Origin of the sequence: Paracoccus sp. (in: a-proteobacteria) (assembly GCF_030538695.1) — a bacterium.
In the GTDB taxonomy this organism is placed as follows: domain Bacteria; phylum Pseudomonadota; class Alphaproteobacteria; order Rhodobacterales; family Rhodobacteraceae; genus Paracoccus.
Genome location: NZ_JAUNTN010000003.1, coordinates 128,193 through 145,495, shown reverse-complemented (window position 1 = coordinate 145,495; position 17,303 = coordinate 128,193). Strand labels below are relative to the sequence as shown.

17 protein-coding genes are annotated in these 17,303 nt (G+C 64.5%); 12 read left to right on the top strand and 5 right to left on the bottom strand.

Annotated elements, in window-relative coordinates; all coding sequences use genetic code 11:
* Nucleotides 1-2: 2 nt before the first annotated feature.
* The 5 genes from Q4G24_RS02590 to Q4G24_RS02575 are packed head-to-tail and all read right to left on the bottom strand — an operon-like array spanning nt 3 to nt 4,334.
* The gene (locus Q4G24_RS02590) at nt 3-1,508 is read right to left on the bottom strand and encodes an ABC transporter substrate-binding protein (protein WP_303364944.1); all 1,506 of its coding nucleotides are present in this window, start codon (nt 1,506-1,508) and stop codon (nt 3-5) included.
* A gap of 25 nt (nt 1,509-1,533) precedes the next feature.
* Complete coding sequence (locus Q4G24_RS16605; protein WP_368660918.1) at nt 1,534-2,190, bottom strand: oligopeptide/dipeptide ABC transporter ATP-binding protein; 657 nt, start codon at nt 2,188-2,190, stop codon at nt 1,534-1,536.
* Nucleotides 2,175-2,588 carry an ATP-binding cassette domain-containing protein gene (locus tag Q4G24_RS16600; protein WP_368660917.1) on the bottom strand — a complete coding sequence of 138 codons (414 nt, stop codon included), beginning with the start codon at nt 2,586-2,588 and terminating at the stop codon, nt 2,175-2,177. The genes Q4G24_RS16605 and Q4G24_RS16600 overlap by 16 nt, the downstream gene beginning before the upstream one ends.
* Nucleotides 2,585-3,589: an ABC transporter ATP-binding protein gene (locus Q4G24_RS02580; RefSeq protein WP_303364943.1), complete on the bottom strand. Its 1,005-nt coding sequence runs from the start codon at nt 3,587-3,589 to the stop codon at nt 2,585-2,587. Before Q4G24_RS02580 ends, Q4G24_RS16600 begins: the two co-directional genes overlap by 4 nt.
* The gene (locus tag Q4G24_RS02575) at nt 3,579-4,334 is read right to left on the bottom strand and encodes a FadR/GntR family transcriptional regulator (protein ID WP_303364942.1); all 756 of its coding nucleotides are present in this window, start codon (nt 4,332-4,334) and stop codon (nt 3,579-3,581) included. The genes Q4G24_RS02580 and Q4G24_RS02575 overlap by 11 nt, the downstream gene beginning before the upstream one ends.
* A 132-nt stretch (nt 4,335-4,466) precedes the next feature.
* Here Q4G24_RS02575 and Q4G24_RS02570 point away from each other — a divergent pair, with 132 nt between their 5' ends.
* The 12 genes from Q4G24_RS02570 (at nt 4,467) to Q4G24_RS02515 (ending at nt 17,301) form a co-directional block, all read left to right on the top strand.
* Nucleotides 4,467-4,928 (top strand): MarR family winged helix-turn-helix transcriptional regulator, encoded by a 462-nt coding sequence (locus Q4G24_RS02570; protein ID WP_303364941.1) that lies wholly within the window; start codon nt 4,467-4,469, stop codon nt 4,926-4,928.
* Between the two features lie 46 nt (nt 4,929-4,974).
* A complete protein-coding gene (locus Q4G24_RS02565; protein ID WP_303364940.1) occupies nt 4,975-6,075 on the top strand; it encodes a C4-dicarboxylate TRAP transporter substrate-binding protein in 1,101 nt (366 codons plus the stop codon).
* Between the two features lie 58 nt (nt 6,076-6,133).
* Nucleotides 6,134-6,673 carry a TRAP transporter small permease gene (locus Q4G24_RS02560; RefSeq protein ID WP_303364939.1) on the top strand — a complete coding sequence of 180 codons (540 nt, stop codon included), beginning with the start codon at nt 6,134-6,136 and terminating at the stop codon, nt 6,671-6,673.
* Nucleotides 6,673-7,953 (top strand): TRAP transporter large permease, encoded by a 1,281-nt coding sequence (locus Q4G24_RS02555; RefSeq protein ID WP_303364938.1) that lies wholly within the window; start codon nt 6,673-6,675, stop codon nt 7,951-7,953. The genes Q4G24_RS02560 and Q4G24_RS02555 overlap by 1 nt, the downstream gene beginning before the upstream one ends.
* An 8-nt stretch (nt 7,954-7,961) precedes the next feature.
* Complete coding sequence (locus Q4G24_RS02550; protein ID WP_303364937.1) at nt 7,962-8,729, top strand: SDR family NAD(P)-dependent oxidoreductase; 768 nt, start codon at nt 7,962-7,964, stop codon at nt 8,727-8,729.
* 11 nt (nt 8,730-8,740) lie between these two features.
* A complete protein-coding gene (locus Q4G24_RS02545; RefSeq protein ID WP_303364936.1) occupies nt 8,741-9,505 on the top strand; it encodes a crotonase/enoyl-CoA hydratase family protein in 765 nt (254 codons plus the stop codon).
* A 10-nt stretch (nt 9,506-9,515) separates the two neighbouring features.
* Nucleotides 9,516-11,384 carry a feruloyl-CoA synthase gene (locus Q4G24_RS02540; RefSeq protein WP_303364935.1) on the top strand — a complete coding sequence of 623 codons (1,869 nt, stop codon included), beginning with the start codon at nt 9,516-9,518 and terminating at the stop codon, nt 11,382-11,384.
* A 9-nt stretch (nt 11,385-11,393) separates the two neighbouring features.
* Nucleotides 11,394-12,269 (top strand): amidohydrolase family protein, encoded by an 876-nt coding sequence (locus Q4G24_RS02535; protein ID WP_303364934.1) that lies wholly within the window; start codon nt 11,394-11,396, stop codon nt 12,267-12,269.
* Entirely contained in the window at nt 12,266-13,897 is a 1,632-nt protein-coding gene (locus Q4G24_RS02530) for a tannase/feruloyl esterase family alpha/beta hydrolase (RefSeq protein WP_303364933.1), read from the top strand. The genes Q4G24_RS02535 and Q4G24_RS02530 overlap by 4 nt, the downstream gene beginning before the upstream one ends.
* Nucleotides 13,894-15,336 (top strand): acyl-CoA dehydrogenase family protein, encoded by a 1,443-nt coding sequence (locus tag Q4G24_RS02525; RefSeq protein ID WP_303364932.1) that lies wholly within the window; start codon nt 13,894-13,896, stop codon nt 15,334-15,336. The genes Q4G24_RS02530 and Q4G24_RS02525 overlap by 4 nt, the downstream gene beginning before the upstream one ends.
* Nucleotides 15,337-15,506: 170 nt before the next feature.
* The gene (locus Q4G24_RS02520) at nt 15,507-16,547 is read left to right on the top strand and encodes a hypothetical protein (RefSeq protein ID WP_303364931.1); all 1,041 of its coding nucleotides are present in this window, start codon (nt 15,507-15,509) and stop codon (nt 16,545-16,547) included.
* A 7-nt stretch (nt 16,548-16,554) separates the two neighbouring features.
* Nucleotides 16,555-17,301, top strand: coding sequence for a hypothetical protein (locus tag Q4G24_RS02515; protein WP_303364930.1), 747 nt, complete (start codon nt 16,555-16,557; stop codon nt 17,299-17,301).
* Nucleotides 17,302-17,303 lie beyond the last annotated feature (2 nt).

Here is a 17,303-nt window from a genome sequence, read left to right as displayed (position 1 = left end):
GATCAGCCGGACACGCCGCGCAGGCGGATGATACCGTCAGGATAAGGGGTGAACCCCTCGACCCCCTGCCGCAGAGTGTAGAAATACTTGATATGATACAGGTAAATCAGCGGCAGATCTTCTTTCAGGATCGTGTGTGCCTGATCGTAAAGGGCCTTGCGCTCGGCCGGGTCCGCGATGGTGCGGGCTTCGGACAGCAGGCGGTCAACCTCGGGGTTGGAATAATGCTCGTCGTTATTCCCGGCCCCGGTGAAGACAAACGGATGGATATTTGCATCCGGGTCGATCCGGCCCGACCAGCCCTGTTGCGACAAGTCGAAATTGCCCTGAACATTTTCGGCCAACAGCGTGGCGAATTCGGTCGGGCGCAGGGTAATGTCGATGCCAGCTTCGGCGGCCATGGCCTGAATCACCTGCCCCTGCTGCTGCGCCTGCGGCGTGTTGCCAACCTGCATTTCCACGGCAAGGCGGCCTTCAACCCCGGCTTCGGCCAGCAGAGCCTTGGCCTTTTCCACATCGCGCGGCGGCACCGGGTCGCTTTCGTCATACCAATAAGACCCCGGCGCGGCCCATTGGTTGCCGGGAACATACAGCCCCTCGAACACGACCTGATTCAGCGCCTCGCGGTCGATGGCATGGGACAGCGCCTGACGCACCAGCTTATCGCGGCCCAGCGGACCTTCCGAACGCGGGCCATTACCAACGTTCACAGTGATGCCCTGATAACCGATATTGGCGACCTCGAACAATTGCAGGCGGCTGTCATTGCGAACCTGCGGCACGTCGGTCGGCTGGGTGCGCTCGGAAATATCCAGATCACCGGCTCGGACATTGGCCAGACGCACGGTGCCATCGGGGATCGGCATATAGATCACCCGGTCATAGTGATACTGGTCAGCATCCCAGTATTCCGCAAATTTTTCCAGCACGATGCGGTTGCCTTCGACCCGCTCAACGAATTTGAACGGACCGGAACAGATCGGCTTGGTGCCAAAAGCCGCACCTGCGGCCTCGGCCGCATCGGGGGAATACATGCGGCCCGCGTGATGGGCCAATTGCGCCAGAATCGTCACATCGGGCGATTTCAGATTCACGGTCAGTTCATATTCGCCGGTCGCCTCGACCGACTCGATCGACGACAGTTCGGATTTGCGCCGCGATTCCTGAAGGTTCATATTGCGGTCCAGCACACGCTTGGCCGAGGCCGCATTGAACGCCGTGCCGTCATGGTGAGTCACGCCTTCGCGCAGGGTAAAGACCAGCGCCTTGCCATCATCAGACCATTCCCATGCCGTTGCCAGTTCAGGAATGATCTCCATTTCGGCATTGGTGTTCACCAGCCGGTTGCACAGGGATTCATAAACCAGCGAAGACACAAAAGTCCGCGACTGCGCCGGGTCCAGCGAATCCGGGTCTTCGTTCAGGCCGATACGCATATCGGCGGCAAAGGCCGGGGCGGCCAATGCGCTGGCCAGCAGCGCGGCCAGCAAGGGGTTGCGGATGGACATTTCTTTTATCTCCCTGTTGTGAAAGTCAATTTCCGACGGCGGCACGATAAAGCGCAAAGCGTTCCTCGGCCACCGCACTGCGCGGCACATCCAGCCGCGCCGCATTGTCCACCGGCGGCAGGTCTTGCCAATGGTGGCAGGCGGTCTGATGCGGCTCGCCCGTCAGGCTGGGGCGTTCACGGGCGCAGATTTCGGTCGCATGGGGGCAGCGGGTATGAAACTTGCAGCCCTTGGGCGGGTTCGCGGGCGACGGAATATCACCGCCCAGATGCGTGGTCTTTTGCCGCGCGCCCGGCACCGGCACCGGAATCGCGGACAAAAGCGCACGGGTATAGGGGTGGCGCGGGCTGTTATACAGATCTTCGGTCGCGGCCAGTTCGACCACTTCGCCCAGATACATCACCGCCACCCGATCAGCCATATGCCGGATCACCGACAGATCATGCGCAATGACGATCAGGGTCAGGCCGAAGTCATCCTTGAGATCTTCCAGCAGGTTCACGATCTGTGCCTGAACCGACACGTCCAGCGCCGAGACGGGTTCATCCCCGATCAGCAGCTTTGGCCCTGAAGCCAACGCACGGGCCACGCAGATACGCTGACGCTGACCGCCGCTGAACTCATGCGGGTAGCGGTCGGCGTGTTCGGGGCGCAGCCCGACCTTGGTCAGCAACTCGCGCACCCGCGCCCGGCGTCGCGGCGGGACAGGCGGCTGTGAACCATCAGCGGCTCGCCCACGATGGTTTCCACCGTCATACGCGGGTTCAGCGAGGAAAACGGGTCTTGAAAGATGAACTGCAATTCCGACCGCAGCGCCCGCATATCGGCCGGGGCCAGCGCGGTCAGGTCGCGCCCGTCATAGGTGATTTCCCCTGCCGACGGGTCGATCAGCCGCAGCAAAAGCCGCGCCAGCGTCGATTTCCCGCAGCCGGATTCACCAACAATGGCAAAGGTCTCGCCCCGTTGTATGTCCAGATCGACGCCGTTCACTGCATGGATAATCACCGGCGCGGATAGCAGGCTGCCACCCGTTTCAAAGCGCTTTTCCAAGCCTCGGGCGGTCAGGATCACGTCGCTCATGCGGCCCCCTTGATGTGCTGTTCCAGCGGCGCGCGGATGCAGGCCCAGTTGTGATTAACCCCGTCACCCGCCATATCAGGCCGGGCCGCATTGCAGGCGTCCATGACAAAGGGGCAGCGGCTGGCAAAGCGGCAGCCGGGCGGCATCGCCTCTGGCACCGGGACCGCGCCAGGAATGGTCATCAGCCGCGCACCGCGCTGCCCCCGCCCGCCAAGCGCCGGCATCGAACCCATCAGGCCAAGGGTATAAGGGTGCTGCGGCTCACCGAATATCCGGGCGGCGGGACCGGATTCGACCACGCGGCCCGCATACATCACCGCCACATGATCCGCGATTTCCGCAACCACACCAAGGTCATGCGTAATCATCATCAGCGCCGTGCCGCTTTCGGCCTGTAATTCGCGCATCAGGTCCAGGATCTGCGCCTGAATCGTCACATCCAGCGCAGTCGTGGGTTCGTCCGCGATCAGCAACGCCGGATCATTGGCCAGCGCCATGGCAATCATCACCCGCTGGCGCATCCCGCCCGAAAGCTGGTGCGGGTAATCGTCCAGCCGCTTTTCTGCCGCAGGCATCCGCACCCGGCGGAACATCTCCAACGCGCGGTCGCGGGCCTCGGCTTTCGAGCATTTGCGGTGGCGGCGCACGGCCTCGGCCACCTGATCGCCGACGGTGAAGACCGGGTTCAGGCTGGTCATCGGCTCCTGAAAGATCATCGCCATCTGGTTGCCGCGCAATGCCTCGATCTGGCGCGGGGATTTGGTCAGCAGGTCAGAGCCGTTGAACAAGACCTGCCCGCCGGTGATCGTCGCGGCGCGTTTCGGCAGCAGCCCCATGGCCGCCAGCGAGGTCACGGATTTGCCGCAGCCCGATTCGCCCACCACCGCCAGCGTTTGTCCCGGCATGATCGACAGATTCACCCGGTCGATCAGGTCAATGGGCTGTCCGCGAAAGCGGATGGACAGGTCGCGCACTTCCAGCACGGGCGTATCAGATGTCATGGCCGGTCGTCTCCTCGGTCGCGTAGCGCAGGAAAACCTGCTGCAAGCTGGTCAGATGGCTGCGCATGGCGGTGGCGGCGGCATTGCCCTCACCCGAAGCGATGGCATCCAGCAGGATGCGATGTTCGTCGATCACCGGACTGATGGTCCCGGCATGGCGGCGGGCGCGCAGGCGGATGCGACGCATCCCTTCGTCATAGCGCCAACCGTTGATCTGATCGAACAGCGCCAGCAGAATCGGATTTCCTGTGGTCCCCGCGATTTCGCGATGCAGGGCGCTGTCCCAGAGGTCGGCCCCGTCAATATCCTCGGCAGAGGCAATCCGGTCGGCATAGGTCCGCATCCGCCGCATCTGTTCCGGCGCGTGGCGCAGCGCGGCCAACCGGGCAAGACCCGGTTCCAGCGCCAGCCGCGCCTCGATCATATGCATCAGGCTGGCCGGGCTGGCGGGCAAGGACTGCGCCAATGGCCGGGATGCGGGCGGCAAAGCTGGCCGGGGGCCGATATAGGTGCCGGACCCGTGCTTGCGCCAGATCAGCCCCTCGGCCTCCAGCACCTCCAGCGCACGGCGGATGGCGCGGCGACCCTTGCCCAGACGCTCGGCCAATTCACGCTCGGTCGGCAGGCGACCGGAATCCTTGCAGGCCACATCGCCCAGAATGGCGCGGATCTGATCCAACGCCCGCGCCGAGCTTTGCGGCAGATCGGCAGTACTGCCCCCTGTCAGATTCGAACCACTTTCCATTGGTTCAGGCTAGTGGTTCACAGCCGCTTTGCAAGCATTTTATGACATCTTCGTGACCGAAATGTACTTCGAAAATAGTTATTGACCATAACTATTATATCATGCAACCATTCTGGCAGAGAGGGGATTCGCATGACCGATGCCGCCGAACAACAGGATCAGACCCAGACGCTGAACGACAGCGTGATCGGCGGGCTGTTGGGCTATAACCTCAAGCGCAGCTATCTGGTCGTGCGGGCCGCCGCGCAGGACGCGCTGGCACCGTATGATCTGCGGGTGGTGTCGATGACGGCGCTGTCGGTGATCGTGGACAACCCCGGCATTGCCCCCTCGCAGATCGCTGATGCCTTGCAGATGGAGCGGTCCAACATCGTGGTGATTCTGGACGATCTGGAAACCCGCCAGCTTATTACCCGCACCCGGTCCAAAACCGACCGCCGTCGCTTTGCGCTGACGGCAACACTGCGCGGCCGCCGGATGCGCGACAAGGCCGCCGAAGATACCGCCGCCGCCGAAGATACCGCCGCCGCACTGACGGCGGCGGAGAAAACCGAATTATTGCGCCTGCTCGGCAAGCTGCGAACAGGGGCGTGACACAGACGCGAACGGGGAGGTTCGCGTTCCAAGGGAGGGAAACACCATGAAGGCAAGACTGACATTGACCGCCGCCACCATCGCCATGCTGATGGCCGGAGGCGCATGGGCCGACACGATCCGCGCGACCTCGGGCTTTGGTCCGGCGCATGTGCTGGCGACCGATATTTACCCCGAAATCAACGCCCGCCTGTCCGAGTTCACCGGCGGCGCGTGGGATTTGAACGACACGCCATCGGGCCTTGTCGCGCCCAACGAAATGAGCGCGGGCCTGCGCGATGGCGTGACCGAGATGGGGACGCTGCTGCTGCCTTATTTCCCGGCCGATTACCCCGAGGCCGCCCTGCCCGCTGAGCTGGCGTTTCTGGGTTCATCCAACGCGGTTTCCTCGTCTGCGGTGACGGAATATGTCGCCACCTGCACCGAATGTCAGGCCGAATTTGCCCGCAACGGCCAGGTGTATCTGGGGTCTGACGCAACGCCGGTTTACAACCTGCTGACCACCAAACCGATCCGCAGCGCCGCCGATATGCGCGGCACCCGCATCCGCACCGGCGCACCGCTTTACGCGGCTTTTGTCGAGAAAATGGGCGGGGTCGCGGTGCAGATGCCCTCGTCCGAGCTGTTCGAATCGCTGTCGCAGGGGGTTATCGACGGCACCTTCAGCGGCACCCATGAGATCATCGCCAACCGCCTTGGCGATGTGGTGAAATATGTGACCGAGGTCGAGCAGGGTATGTTCAACAGCTCGGCCCCCGGCGGCGTCAGCGCGATGTTGTGGGACCGGATGTCGGCGGAGGACCGGCAGGCGCTGGCCCGCGCAACGCAATACGGCATTGCCAAAGGGCTGGCGGCCTTTATGCGCGACGCCGAAGCCGCGCGTGAGGTTGCAGGGCTGGAGTTCATCCCTGCGGACGAGACCCTGAAAACGGCGCAGGAACAGTTCAACGCCGAATATCTGGCCAATGTCGCCGCCACGCTGGAAAGCCGGGGCGTGACCGACGCGCAGGCCAAGGTGGACCGCTACAAGGCGCTGATCGAGAAATGGGAAGGGCTGATCCAGCCCGGCATGACGCCCGAGCAGATCGGCCAGCTTCGTTACGACGAAATCTTCGCCAAGCTGGACCTTGCCACCTACGGCCAATGACGCCACCGGGCCGCGCCCGTCGCGGCCCGTCCCAAAACCTGCGTAGAGGGAGGCGCAGATGAAGGCAATCGAAACCACGATCTCGCGTGCGAGCATCGTGCTGGGATCGTTCGTCCTGATGGCGATGATGTTGCAGGTCGTCGTTGATGTGATCTCGCGCAAGGTTCTGGGCGCCGGGTTCCCCGCCACCGCCGATCTGGTCGGAAAATATTACATGGTCGCGGTCAGCTTTTTGCCGCTGGCGATGACCGAGGTTCACCGCCGCCATATCGAGGCGACGATCTTTACCCAACGCCTGCATGGCCTGCCGCGCAAGATCGTGTTCCTGTTCGGCTTTGTGCTGGCGCTGGTGGTGTTCTGCCTGCTGACCAAAGGGTCGTTTGACGAGGCGATGAAACAGACCGCGCGCGGGGCCTATGTCGATGCCGGCACGATGCGCTTTCCGACATGGCCAAGCTATTGGATCCTGCCGGTTTCCTTTGCGCTGATGGCGCTGGTTCTGGTGCTGCGGATCATTGAAATCCTGACCGGACGGTTTGACGACGAGGACAACAAGCCCGTCGAGGATGTCCAGCATAACGTGATCGAGGTGCGCTGATGGACCCGTTTAGCATTGGTCTGATGGCCGTCGCCGCACTGTTGTTCCTGATCGCGCTACGGGTGCCGATTGGCGTCAGCCTGATTGCGGTGTCTTTCGTCGGCATCTGGATGATTGCGGGCCAGCGCCCGGCCATGTCGATGCTGACCACGGTGCCCTATTCCTCATCGGCAAGCTGGACGCTGAGTTCGATCCCCATGTTCCTGCTGATGGGCTACATCGCCTATCACTCGGGCCTCACGCGCGGGCTGTTTGAGGCCGCGCGGGTCTGGTGGGGCTGGATGCCGGGCGGGCTGGCGATTGCCTCGCTCGCGGGGGCGTCTGGCTTTGCGGCTGTGTCGGGCTCATCTGTCGCCTGTTCGGCGGCCATCGGGCGGATCGCGGTGCCGGAAATGGCGCGGCAGGGCTATGATTTGCGCATCGCCACCGGCGCGGTGGCGGCGGGCGGCACCATCGGCGCGCTGATCCCGCCCTCGATCATCCTGATCCTGTTCGGGATCCAGTCGAACAGCTCGATCAACGCACTGTTCATGGGCGGGCTGATTTTGGGGCTGGCTTCGCTGGCGTTCTACATCCTTGCGGTGCTGGCGGTCTGGGCGCTCTACCCCGAGCGGCTGCCGCGCGCGCCGGCCTATACGATGGGTGACCGCTGGGCCAAGACGCTGGAAATCTGGCCGGTTCTGGTGCTGATTATCGCGGTGCTGGGCGGGCTGTTCAGCGGTTTCCTGACCGCAACCGAAGCCGGGGCGTTCGGCGCGTTTGTCGCCCTGCTGATCGGGCTGGTGCGGCGGTCGCTGAGCTGGGCCGGGTTCCACGACAGCCTTGTCGATACGCTGCTGTCCTCGGGCGGGCTGTTCATCATCGCGGTGGGCGCGAACCTGTTCACGCGACTGGTCGCCATGTCGGGCCTGTCCGCCGAGATCGGCCAGTTCGTCGAAGGGCTGGGCCTGAACACGCTGACCCTGCTGTTACTGATTACGCTGATCTATCTGGCGCTTGGCATGTTTCTGGAACCTATCGGGGCGCTGCTTCTGACCCTGCCGCTGTTCCTGCCTTTGGTGCAGGCGCATGGGGTCGATGTGATCTGGTTCGGCCTGCTGGTCGCCAAGCTGTTGGAGATCGGGATGATTACGCCCCCCGTGGGCCTGAACGTCTTTGTCATCCATTCCGTCGCACGAGATTATGTGCGGCTGGAGCAGGTTTTCGCGGGGATCATCCCCTTCCTGATCGCCGATCTGGCACTGGTCGCGGTGATGCTGCTGACCCGCAGTTTTTTCTGAGGTGAGCCATGAATATCAATGAAACCATCGCTCTTGTGACCGGCGCGGGCAGCGGGCTTGGCGAAGCCACGGCGCGGCGGCTGGCCCGCGCGGGCGCTCGCGTCGCGGCTCTCGACCGCAGCGAGGATGCCGCCCGCGCGGTGGCGGATAGCATCGGCGGGCTGGCTCTGGCGGCGGATGTGGCGGATGCGGCGCAGGTGCAGGCCGCATTTGACCGCGTCAGCGCCGAATGGGGCGCACCCCCGCGCATCGTGGTCAGTTGCGCAGGCATCGGCACCGCCGCCCGCATCCTGCCGCGCGATGGCACCCTGTCGCTGGATGCGTTCGACCGCACGATCCGCGTGAATCTGATCGGCACCTATACGGTCCTCTCCACCGCCGCCCGCGCCATGGCCGTGGCCGCGCCACTGGACGCCGACGGCGCGCGCGGGGTTATCATCAACACCGCCTCCGTGGCTTATCAGGACGGCCAGATCGGGCAGGCGGCCTATGCCGCGTCAAAAGGCGGCGTCGCCTCGCTGACCCTGCCCGCCGCGCGGGAACTCGCCCGCTTCGGCATCCGCGTCATGGCTATTGCACCGGGCCTGTTTGAAACCGCGATGAGCGCGGGCCTGCCGCCCGAGATCAAGGCGAGCCTCGAAGCCGGCCTGCCCTTCCCCTCACGCATGGGGCGGCCTGACGAATTTGCCATGCTGGTTCAGCAGATCATCGAAAACCCCATCCTGAACGGCGAAGTCATCCGCATCGACAGCGCCGTCCGGCTGGCCCCGAAATAAGGAAGAACGACATGGGCAGCTATACCGAGGGCCGGATCGACGGCCGCATCGCTGAACTGGAACTGATCCGCGAGGACAAGCGTAACGCCATGTCCGACGGGTTGATGGCCGAGATCGAGGCGTTCTATGCCAGCCTGCCCGCTGACGTGCGGGTGGTGATCCTGCACGGGCGCGGCGGGCATTTCTGTTCGGGGCTGGACCTGTCCGAACATGTCAGCCGCAGCGCCGAGGAGGGCGTTTACCATTCCCGCAACTGGCACCGGGTTATGGATATGATCCAGTCGGGCGGGCGCATCACGGTCTCCGCCATGACCGGCGCGGTGATCGGTGGCGGGATGGAGCTGGCCACCGCGACCCATGTGCGGATCGCCGAACCCTCGGTCATTTTCCAACTGCCCGAGGGGCGGCGCGGCATCTTTGTCGGCGGTGGAGCCGCAGCCCGTGTGACGCGCATCCTTGGCGCTGACCGCATGGTGGAAATGATGCTGACCGGGCGCAAATACAGTGCGGATGAGGGGCTGCGCCTTGGCCTGTGCCATTACGCCGTGGCTGAGGGTGAGGCCCTGCCGCTGGCCCGCAAGCTTGCCGCGACGATTGCGGAAAATGCACCGATGTCGAATTACTTCATCACGCAGGCCCTGCCCCGCATCGCGGATATGAGCCACGCCGACGGGCTGTTCACCGAAAGCCTTGCCGCCGCACTTGTCCAGACCACGCCCGACGCGGCCGAGGGGCTGAACGCTTTCCTTGAAAAGCGCCAGCCGGTGTTTCGCTAGAGGGGCCGCCATGGATCACATCGACATCCCCGTCACCACGCCCGACAATTTCCACGAACGGGCCGCATGGGCCAAGGCGCATACCGTCACCCGCTATGTCCCCCATTCGGTCAAGCGCGAAGACCGCGCCGATGGCACCATCCTGCTGCGATCCCGCATCCCGCTGCCGGGTCACGTCCCGAACACCGGCGCGTGGCTGCATCATTGGGCCGACAAAGCCCCCTATCGCGTGGCCGTGGCTGAACGTGAGGGGCCGGGCTGGCGCAATGTCACCTATGCCGACCTGTTGCGCTTCGTGCGGCGCACGGCCTCGGCCCTGCTGGCGCGGGGGATGGGGGCGGATGACCGCATCGCCATCATCTCGGGCAACAGCGTCGATCACCTGATCCTGTCCTTGGCCGCGCAATATATCGGCGTGCCAGTGATCCCCTTGGCCGAACAATACGCCCTGATCCCCGAGGCGCATCCCCGCCTGATCTATGTGCTGGAGAAGACCCGCCCGCGCATGGCCTTTGCCGATGACGCGGCCCGCTATGGCAGCGCGCTGCAACTGCCCGAACTGGAGGGGGTCGAGCTGGTCACCTCACGCCCAGCAGGGCTAGGGCGTCCCCTGACCGATATGGTCGATTTCCTGAACCATGATCTGCACCCCGATCTCGACGCGGTTCATGCGAGTGTCGGGCCGGATACGCTGGCGAAGATCATGTTCACCTCGGGGTCGTCCTCGGACCCAAAGGGCGTGCTGACCACGCATCGGATGATGTGCGTCAATCAGGTGCAGATGGGCGCGGTCATGCCCTATCTGGCCGACACGCCGCCCCGGATCACCGACTGGCTGCCATGGAACCACGTCTTTGGCGGCACGCATAACGTCAACATGATGCTGTCGAACGGCGGCACGCTGCATATCGACAGCGGCAAGCCGACGGCGCGCGGCTTCAAGGACACGCTGGCCAACCGGGACGCCTATCCGGGGACATTGGCCTTCAACGTGCCGGTAGGCTACGCGATGGTGGCCGAGGCGATGTCGGAAGACGCAGCCCTGCGCCACCGGCTGCTGCGCGACATCGACCTGCTGTTCTATGCGGGCGCGTCCTTGCCGCAGGATGTCTGGGACAAGCTGGAACGCGCCATGATCGACGTGCGCGGCGGCTTGCCGATGATGGCCTCAAGCTGGGGACTGACCGAGACCGCGCCCGCCTGCGTGATGGTCCACGAACCCATCGGGCGCTCGGGCGTGATCGGTGTGCCGCTGCCGGGGGTGGAGCTGAAACTGATCCCCGACGCCGATATGCGCTGCGAGATCCGGGTGCGCGGACCGAATGTCATGCCGGGCTATTTCGACGACCCCGAAAAGACCGCTGCCGCCTTTGACGACGAGGGCTTTTTCATCACCGGCGACGCGGTGCGCTTTGTGGACGAAGGCAACATGAACCACGGCCTGATCTTTGACGGCCGCGTGTCCGAGGATTTCAAGCTGGACACCGGCACCTGGGTTCAGGCCGGCAATTTGCGCATGGCGGTGCTGAAGGAGCTGGCCGGCATCGCGCAGGACGTGGTGATCTGTGGCCATGACCGGGGCGAGGTCGGGCTGTTCGTCTTTCCCCTCCCCGGCACCGCCCTGCCCGACACACGCGGGGCCATCACCGACGACCGGCTGAAGATCGAGGTCGAGAACCGCCTGCGCGCGATGAATGCGGGCGTCACCGGCTCGGCCAAGCGCATCACCCGCGCCCTGATCCTGTCCGAGCCGCCTTCGGTCGAGGGGCAGGAGATCACCGACAAAGGCTCGCTGAACATCAAAAAGATCCTCACCCGCCGCGCCGATCTGTTGGAACGGCTTTACGACAACGAAGACCCGGCGCTGATCCGGGTATAGGGGGCTGACATGGTCGATTTTTCCAAAATCCGCGCGATTGATTTCCACACCCATGCCGAAGAACCCTGCGGCTGTCATGCCGATGACGGCTATGACGACCTGCAATCGACCATGGCCCAATATTTCGGCGCGCCGTGGTCGCATCCGCCGACCATCGAACAGACCGCCGCGCATTTCCGCGAACAGAACATCGCGGCGGTGATCTTTCCCGTCGATGCCGAACGCGAAACCGGCTACCGCCGCTATTCCAACGATCAGGTGCTGGAGGAGGTCGCCAAGCATGACGACATCCTGATCCCCTTTGCCTCGATCGACCCGTGGAAGGGCAAGATGGCCGTGCGCGAGGCGCGCCGCCTGATCGAGGATCACGGCATCAAGGGCTTCAAGTTTCACCCGACGATGCAGGGGTTCTATCCGAACGACCGCATGGCCTATCCCTTCTATGAGGTGCTGGCCGAACATGGCTGCGTGGCGCTGTTCCATACCGGGCAGACCGGCGTCGGATCGGGGATGCGCGGCGGCAACGGGATGCGGCTGAAGTTCTCGAACCCGATCTATCTCGATGATGTGGCGGTCGATTTCCCCGACATGAATATCGTCGCGGCGCATCCCTCTTTTCCGTGGCAGGAAGAGGCGTTAGCCGTCGCGCAGCACAAGCCCAACGTCTATATCGACCTGTCGGGCTGGTCGCCGAAATATTTCCCGAAAATCCTGATCCAATATGCCAACACGATGCTGCGCAAAAAGATGCTGTTCGGCTCGGACTGGCCGATGATCTCGCCGGAAAAATGGCTTGACGCCTTTGACAAGGCCGAGTTCCGCGATGAGGTCAGGCCGCTGATCCTGAAAGAAAACGCGATGCGTCTGCTGGGGGTGTCACAATGAAAACGCTTGCCATTTTGCTGCTGACCGCCACCCCCGCCGCCGCGCTGACCTGCGACGGGCCGACGCCCGAGGCACTGGGCCTGAAAGGCGTGACCTTCACCGAGGTTGCCGCCGTCCCTGCGGGCGAGGACAGCCCGGTTGCGCAATGCCGTATTCGGGGCCTCATGGCCGAACGGACCGGCAGCGACGGGCAGGATTACGCGCTGTCTTTTGAGCTGGCCCTGCCCGATGACTGGAACGGCGATTTCGTTCACCAGTTCAACGGCGGCAATGACGGTCAGGTGCGCCCTGCCACCGGTGCGCTTCAGGCCGGGACCGGGGATCGCTCGCCGCTGGCGCGCGGCTTTGCGGTTATCAGCTCGGACGCGGGGCATGACGGCGCGGCGCGGCCTGATCGTGGCATCGCTGGCGGCGCGGCCTTTGGTGCGGATTTCGAGGCGCGGCAGATGTATGGCTACAAGGCCGTCGCCACCCTGCAACCCGTGGCCGAACAGATGGTCGCGGCCTATTACGGGCGCGAAATTGGGCATAATTACGGCATCGGCTGTTCCAACGGCGGCCGTCACGCCATGGTCGCCGCCAGCCGTATGCCCGAGGCGTTCGACGGGCTTTTGCTGGGTGCGCCCGGCTTCAACCTGCCGCGTTCCGCGCTGCAACATGCGCATGATGTGCAGGCGTTCAGCGCGGTGAACGAGGACATCAGGCAAGCGTTCTCGACCGAGGATCTGACGCTGGTGGCCGATGCGATTCTGGCGAAATGCGATGCTCTGGACGGGCTGGCGGACGGGATCAGCCATGACACCGCCGCCTGTCAGCAGGCGTTTGACGTGACCACGCTGCAATGCGCCGAGGGTCAGAATACCGCCTGCCTGTCGGCGGCGCAGGTCACGGCGCTGGTTGCCATCCACGAAGGGCCGCAAGGCGCAGATGGCCCGCTTTACAGCGATTGGTCATGGGATGCGGGGATCGGCGCGCCGAACTGGCGGACTTGGAAGCTGGAATCGGGCAATCCGAACTGGGACCGGATGCCGATCATTGCCGTGATGGGGGCATCCTCGCTGGCGCAGGTGTTTACCACCCCGCCAACCGAAGTGAGCGGAACCCCCACCGATCTGCTGGCCTATCTGCGCAGCTTCGACCTGACGACGCAGGCAGGGCAGATCGACGCCACCAGCGACGCCTATCCGGAATCGCCCATGCAGGTGATGCAGCCGCCCGGTGCCGATAACCCGGACCTGACGGCTTTCCGCGATGCGGGCGGCAAGATGATGATTTATCACGGCGTTGCTGACCCGGTATTTTCGGTCAATGACACCGCCCGCTGGTTCGCGCGGCTGAATGACAACATGGGCGAGGCGCAGGACTTCGCGCAATTCTACCCGGTGCCCGGCATGACCCATTGCGACAAAGGCCCGGCAGCGGATGCGTTCGACCTGCTGACGCCGCTGGTCGCATGGGTCGAGGGCGGCACCACGCCCGAACCCGTCACTGCCACCGTCCGCTCTGACAACGACGCCGCGCCAGAGGCGCTGCGCGGTGCCACCCGCCCGCTTTGCCCCGCACCGCTGGTCGCCCGTTATCAGGGCGGCGATGTGGCGGATGCGGCCAGTTTTGCGTGTGCGCCATGAGTGCCTTTCACGCCCCGGTGGATGACATCCTGACCTCGCTGCGGATCGCCGCGCGGGGTCTGGACTGGGACGCCGACACCGCAGCCGAAATCATTGGTCATTTCGCCGGTTTTGCCGAAGGCGTGATTGGGCCTTTGGACGAAACCGGCGACGTGCAGGGCTGCCGGCTTGACGGCGGCCGGGTGCGGATGCCCGATGGCTTTGGCGCGGCCTATGCCCAACTTGCCGAAGGCGGCTGGCAGGGCCTTCGCGCGCCCGAAGCGTTCGGCGGGATGGGCCTTGACCCGCTGACCAATGCGGGCGTGTCCGAGATTTTCAGCGGCGCGAACCATTCGCTGCAAATGGTCACGTCGCTTGTTCCCGGCGCGGTCGAGGTGCTGACCCATTTCGGCACCCCCGACCAGCAGGCACGGCTGATCCCGCGTCTGGCCTCGGGCGAGTTGCTGGCGACGATGGCGCTGAGCGAACCGGGCGCGGGGTCCGACCTGGCCGCGATCCGCACCAAAGCCACGCCCGAGGGCGACCACTGGCGGATCAACGGGGAAAAGATCTTCATCTCGGGCGGGGATCAGGACATGTCGGCGGGCATCCTGCATCTGGTGCTGGCCCGTTCGGGGGGCGAGGGGGTCAAGGGCCTGTCGCTGTTCCTGAGCCTGTCCGAATGGGGCGGCGTCAGCGTGACCCGGATCGAGGAAAAGATGGGCCTTCACGCCTCGCCCACTTGTCAGCTTGCCTTTGACGGCGCACGGGCGGAACTGATCGGGACCGAAGGCGGCGGCCTTCGCGCAATGTTTGCGATGATGAACCACGCGCGGCTGGACGTGGCCTTGCAGGGCGTGGCCCATGCGGCGCGGGCCGCCGATCTGGCCCGGCGCTATGCCGCCGACCGGCGGCAGGGGCGCGGGCCGGATGGTCAGCCCGTCACCATCGACCAGCACTCCGATGTGGCGCGGATGATCGCGGAATGTGACCGGCTCGCCCGCGCGGGGCGGCATCTGTGCCACCTGACACTTGCCGCGATTGAGGCAGGCGACATGGATTTCGTCGAGTTTATGACGCCCGTGTGCAAATACGCCTGCACCGAGGGGGGCATTCGCGCCGCCGATCTGGCGATTCAGGTGATGGGCGGATACGGCTATCTGCGCGAATATGGGGCCGAACAGAACTGGCGTGACGCCCGCATTTGCGCGATCTACGAAGGCGCGAACGGCATCCATGCCCGCGCCACAGCCAGCCGGGGGATCACCCTGAACGGCGGCGCAGGCGCGCGCGCCTTTGCGGCCTTTCTGACCGCGAACGGCATCGACGCCGCCCCGTGGCAGGCCGAGGTGGCGCGGCTGGCGTCGCTGAACGACACATCGGATCAGGCGCATGACTTCATGGAACTGACCGCGCGGCTGGCGCTGGATGCGGCGATGGCGGGGCTGATGGCCGGATAAACGACCGGCAAGTTTCCACCGACGAGCGAGGGGCGTTGTAAAGCTGTTACAATGCCCCCCTAACCTTTCCGGGTCACGATCTTTCAGGGAAGGCAGCCATGGGCATTGCTCCGAATGTAACAGCCGCACGGCGCGGGGCCGCAGCTTTGCAGCCCCACCGGACCAAGGGATTGACACCGCCCACAGCGGGCCGGAAGCTGCTGACGAATATCGACCGCAGCGCCTTGCAACGCGCGGCGAATCAGATCGGCGGCATCACAGGCGACGCGGCCAAGGCGACGACCGGCTATCGCGCCGCTATGTATGGTGAAATCGGCGTCGGCAACCGGGCGCTGAAAATTGGCGGCGAGATGCGCTTTGGTGCCATCGCGCCGGGCAGCACCCTTGCCGACCGCGCCTATACCAGCCGGACGACCCGCCATAACAATTACAGCATCGACGATTTTTCGCGTCAGGACAGGCGCGGTTATTTTGCCCGCAACAGCATGGCGAGCAGTCAGGCGACCGTCAATTATGGCCGCACGACCGCCACGAAAGAAGGGCTGCGGCCCTCTCAGATCAGCTTCGAGGCCAAACGGGCCGATGGCCGCGTGATGGACGTGAGCCGCCCCGGACACCTGCCCGGCACACAGATCGACACCGAGATCAAGGCGGGCAGAAGCGTAAGCTCGGGGCAGGTGCGGCTGGACGAAAAGGCTGCAAACGCCGCCCGCAAAATGGAATATGTCTTTGCAGATAATCCGGTCACAGGCGCAAAAGGCCCGAACGCCAAGGCAACCTCGCGGCTGAACACGGCGGCGGCGCGGTCGGGTGGACATATCAACAGCAGCTATCGGCCCGATATTTCGGCAAAGCCTTCGACGATGAAGGCCGTGCAGGCCAGCTCTGTCACCAGCAAGGTGCTGCGCGGCGCGGGCAAGGTGGCAATTCCGGTCGGACTGGTGGTTGATACGGTGCTGATCGGCAGCGCGGTCAAGGCCGATGGTGGCAAGTTCGGCAGCAACACGAAAACTGCCGTTGCGGCCTCGGCTGGCGGTTGGGCAGGCGCAGCAGGCGGTGCCGCCGCAGGAGCCAAGATCGGGGCCTTGGCCGGTGCGCTTGGTGGCCCGGCAGGGGCTGCGGTGGGTGCCGTCGCAGGCGGAATCATCGGCGGGATTGCGGGCGCGATCGGCGGCTCGACCCTTGGCGAAAAACTGGGGAAACTGTGGTGAGCGCCACATGCTGAACTGGCTGAAACGGCGGCGCGTGGCCGGTCCCCGGTTTTCGGATGCGCTGCATGAGCAGGGGCGCTACCGGGTCGATTACGGCGACTGGCTGCCGCTGACCCTGCCGGGTGATCCGGTGATGGTCGAGGACATGCCCCGCCGTCAGGCTTTGACGGTTTCCGATCAGCTTGTCGCCATGGCGTCTGACCGGGCCAGCGCGGCGCAGCGGTTTCTGACCACACATGGCCTGACCCCACGCCCCACCCCGCAAGACTGGCAACAGGTCGAAAACCTGCTGGCCAGCATCGCCGAAACCAGCGCCGAGCCGGAAAAAACAACCGGATTGCGCCCCCGGTTTTGGGCATTCCTGCACGACCTTGGGTTTCTTTACGCCCAGTCGCTCTGCGCGACCATACCGGGGGCGCGGCTGGTGCGGACGGGCATGGGGGTTTCGGATCAGGCGGGCTATCTGTCCCCGCTGCCGGTCATTGCACGACCCGACAACCCGTTCCCGGTGCAGCCGCTGCACACCGCACTGGCTGCCGGCTCACTGGCGCTGATGGAAGGGCGCGGCAACATGCTGGCCGACGGCTTCCGCATGATGGGCCTGACACCCACACGCCTGAGCCATCAGGACATCCTGGACTGGCACGCCGGGTTCGCAGCAACCGAGGGACGCAGACCAACCGCAGATGACATCGCCGCCTTTATGGTCGATCACGACCTGACCGAGGCTGACCTGCCCGACGCGCTGCGCTGATC

Coding starts and splice junctions, on each gene's coding strand:
- Q4G24_RS02515 (WP_303364930.1), top strand. CDS start 16,555: ATGCTGAACTGGCTGAAACGGCGGCGCGTGGCCGGTCCCCGGTTTTCG.
- Q4G24_RS02590 (WP_303364944.1), bottom strand. CDS start 1,508: ATGTCCATCCGCAACCCCTTGCTGGCCGCGCTGCTGGCCAGCGCATTG.
- Q4G24_RS02540 (WP_303364935.1), top strand. CDS start 9,516: ATGGATCACATCGACATCCCCGTCACCACGCCCGACAATTTCCACGAA.
- Q4G24_RS02535 (WP_303364934.1), top strand. CDS start 11,394: ATGGTCGATTTTTCCAAAATCCGCGCGATTGATTTCCACACCCATGCC.
- Q4G24_RS02575 (WP_303364942.1), bottom strand. CDS start 4,334: ATGGAAAGTGGTTCGAATCTGACAGGGGGCAGTACTGCCGATCTGCCG.
- Q4G24_RS02525 (WP_303364932.1), top strand. CDS start 13,894: ATGAGTGCCTTTCACGCCCCGGTGGATGACATCCTGACCTCGCTGCGG.
- Q4G24_RS02570 (WP_303364941.1), top strand. CDS start 4,467: ATGACCGATGCCGCCGAACAACAGGATCAGACCCAGACGCTGAACGAC.
- Q4G24_RS16600 (WP_368660917.1), bottom strand. CDS start 2,588: ATGAGCGACGTGATCCTGACCGCCCGAGGCTTGGAAAAGCGCTTTGAA.
- Q4G24_RS02560 (WP_303364939.1), top strand. CDS start 6,134: ATGAAGGCAATCGAAACCACGATCTCGCGTGCGAGCATCGTGCTGGGA.
- Q4G24_RS02550 (WP_303364937.1), top strand. CDS start 7,962: ATGAATATCAATGAAACCATCGCTCTTGTGACCGGCGCGGGCAGCGGG.
- Q4G24_RS02545 (WP_303364936.1), top strand. CDS start 8,741: ATGGGCAGCTATACCGAGGGCCGGATCGACGGCCGCATCGCTGAACTG.
- Q4G24_RS02565 (WP_303364940.1), top strand. CDS start 4,975: ATGAAGGCAAGACTGACATTGACCGCCGCCACCATCGCCATGCTGATG.
- Q4G24_RS02555 (WP_303364938.1), top strand. CDS start 6,673: ATGGACCCGTTTAGCATTGGTCTGATGGCCGTCGCCGCACTGTTGTTC.
- Q4G24_RS02530 (WP_303364933.1), top strand. CDS start 12,266: ATGAAAACGCTTGCCATTTTGCTGCTGACCGCCACCCCCGCCGCCGCG.
- Q4G24_RS02580 (WP_303364943.1), bottom strand. CDS start 3,589: ATGACATCTGATACGCCCGTGCTGGAAGTGCGCGACCTGTCCATCCGC.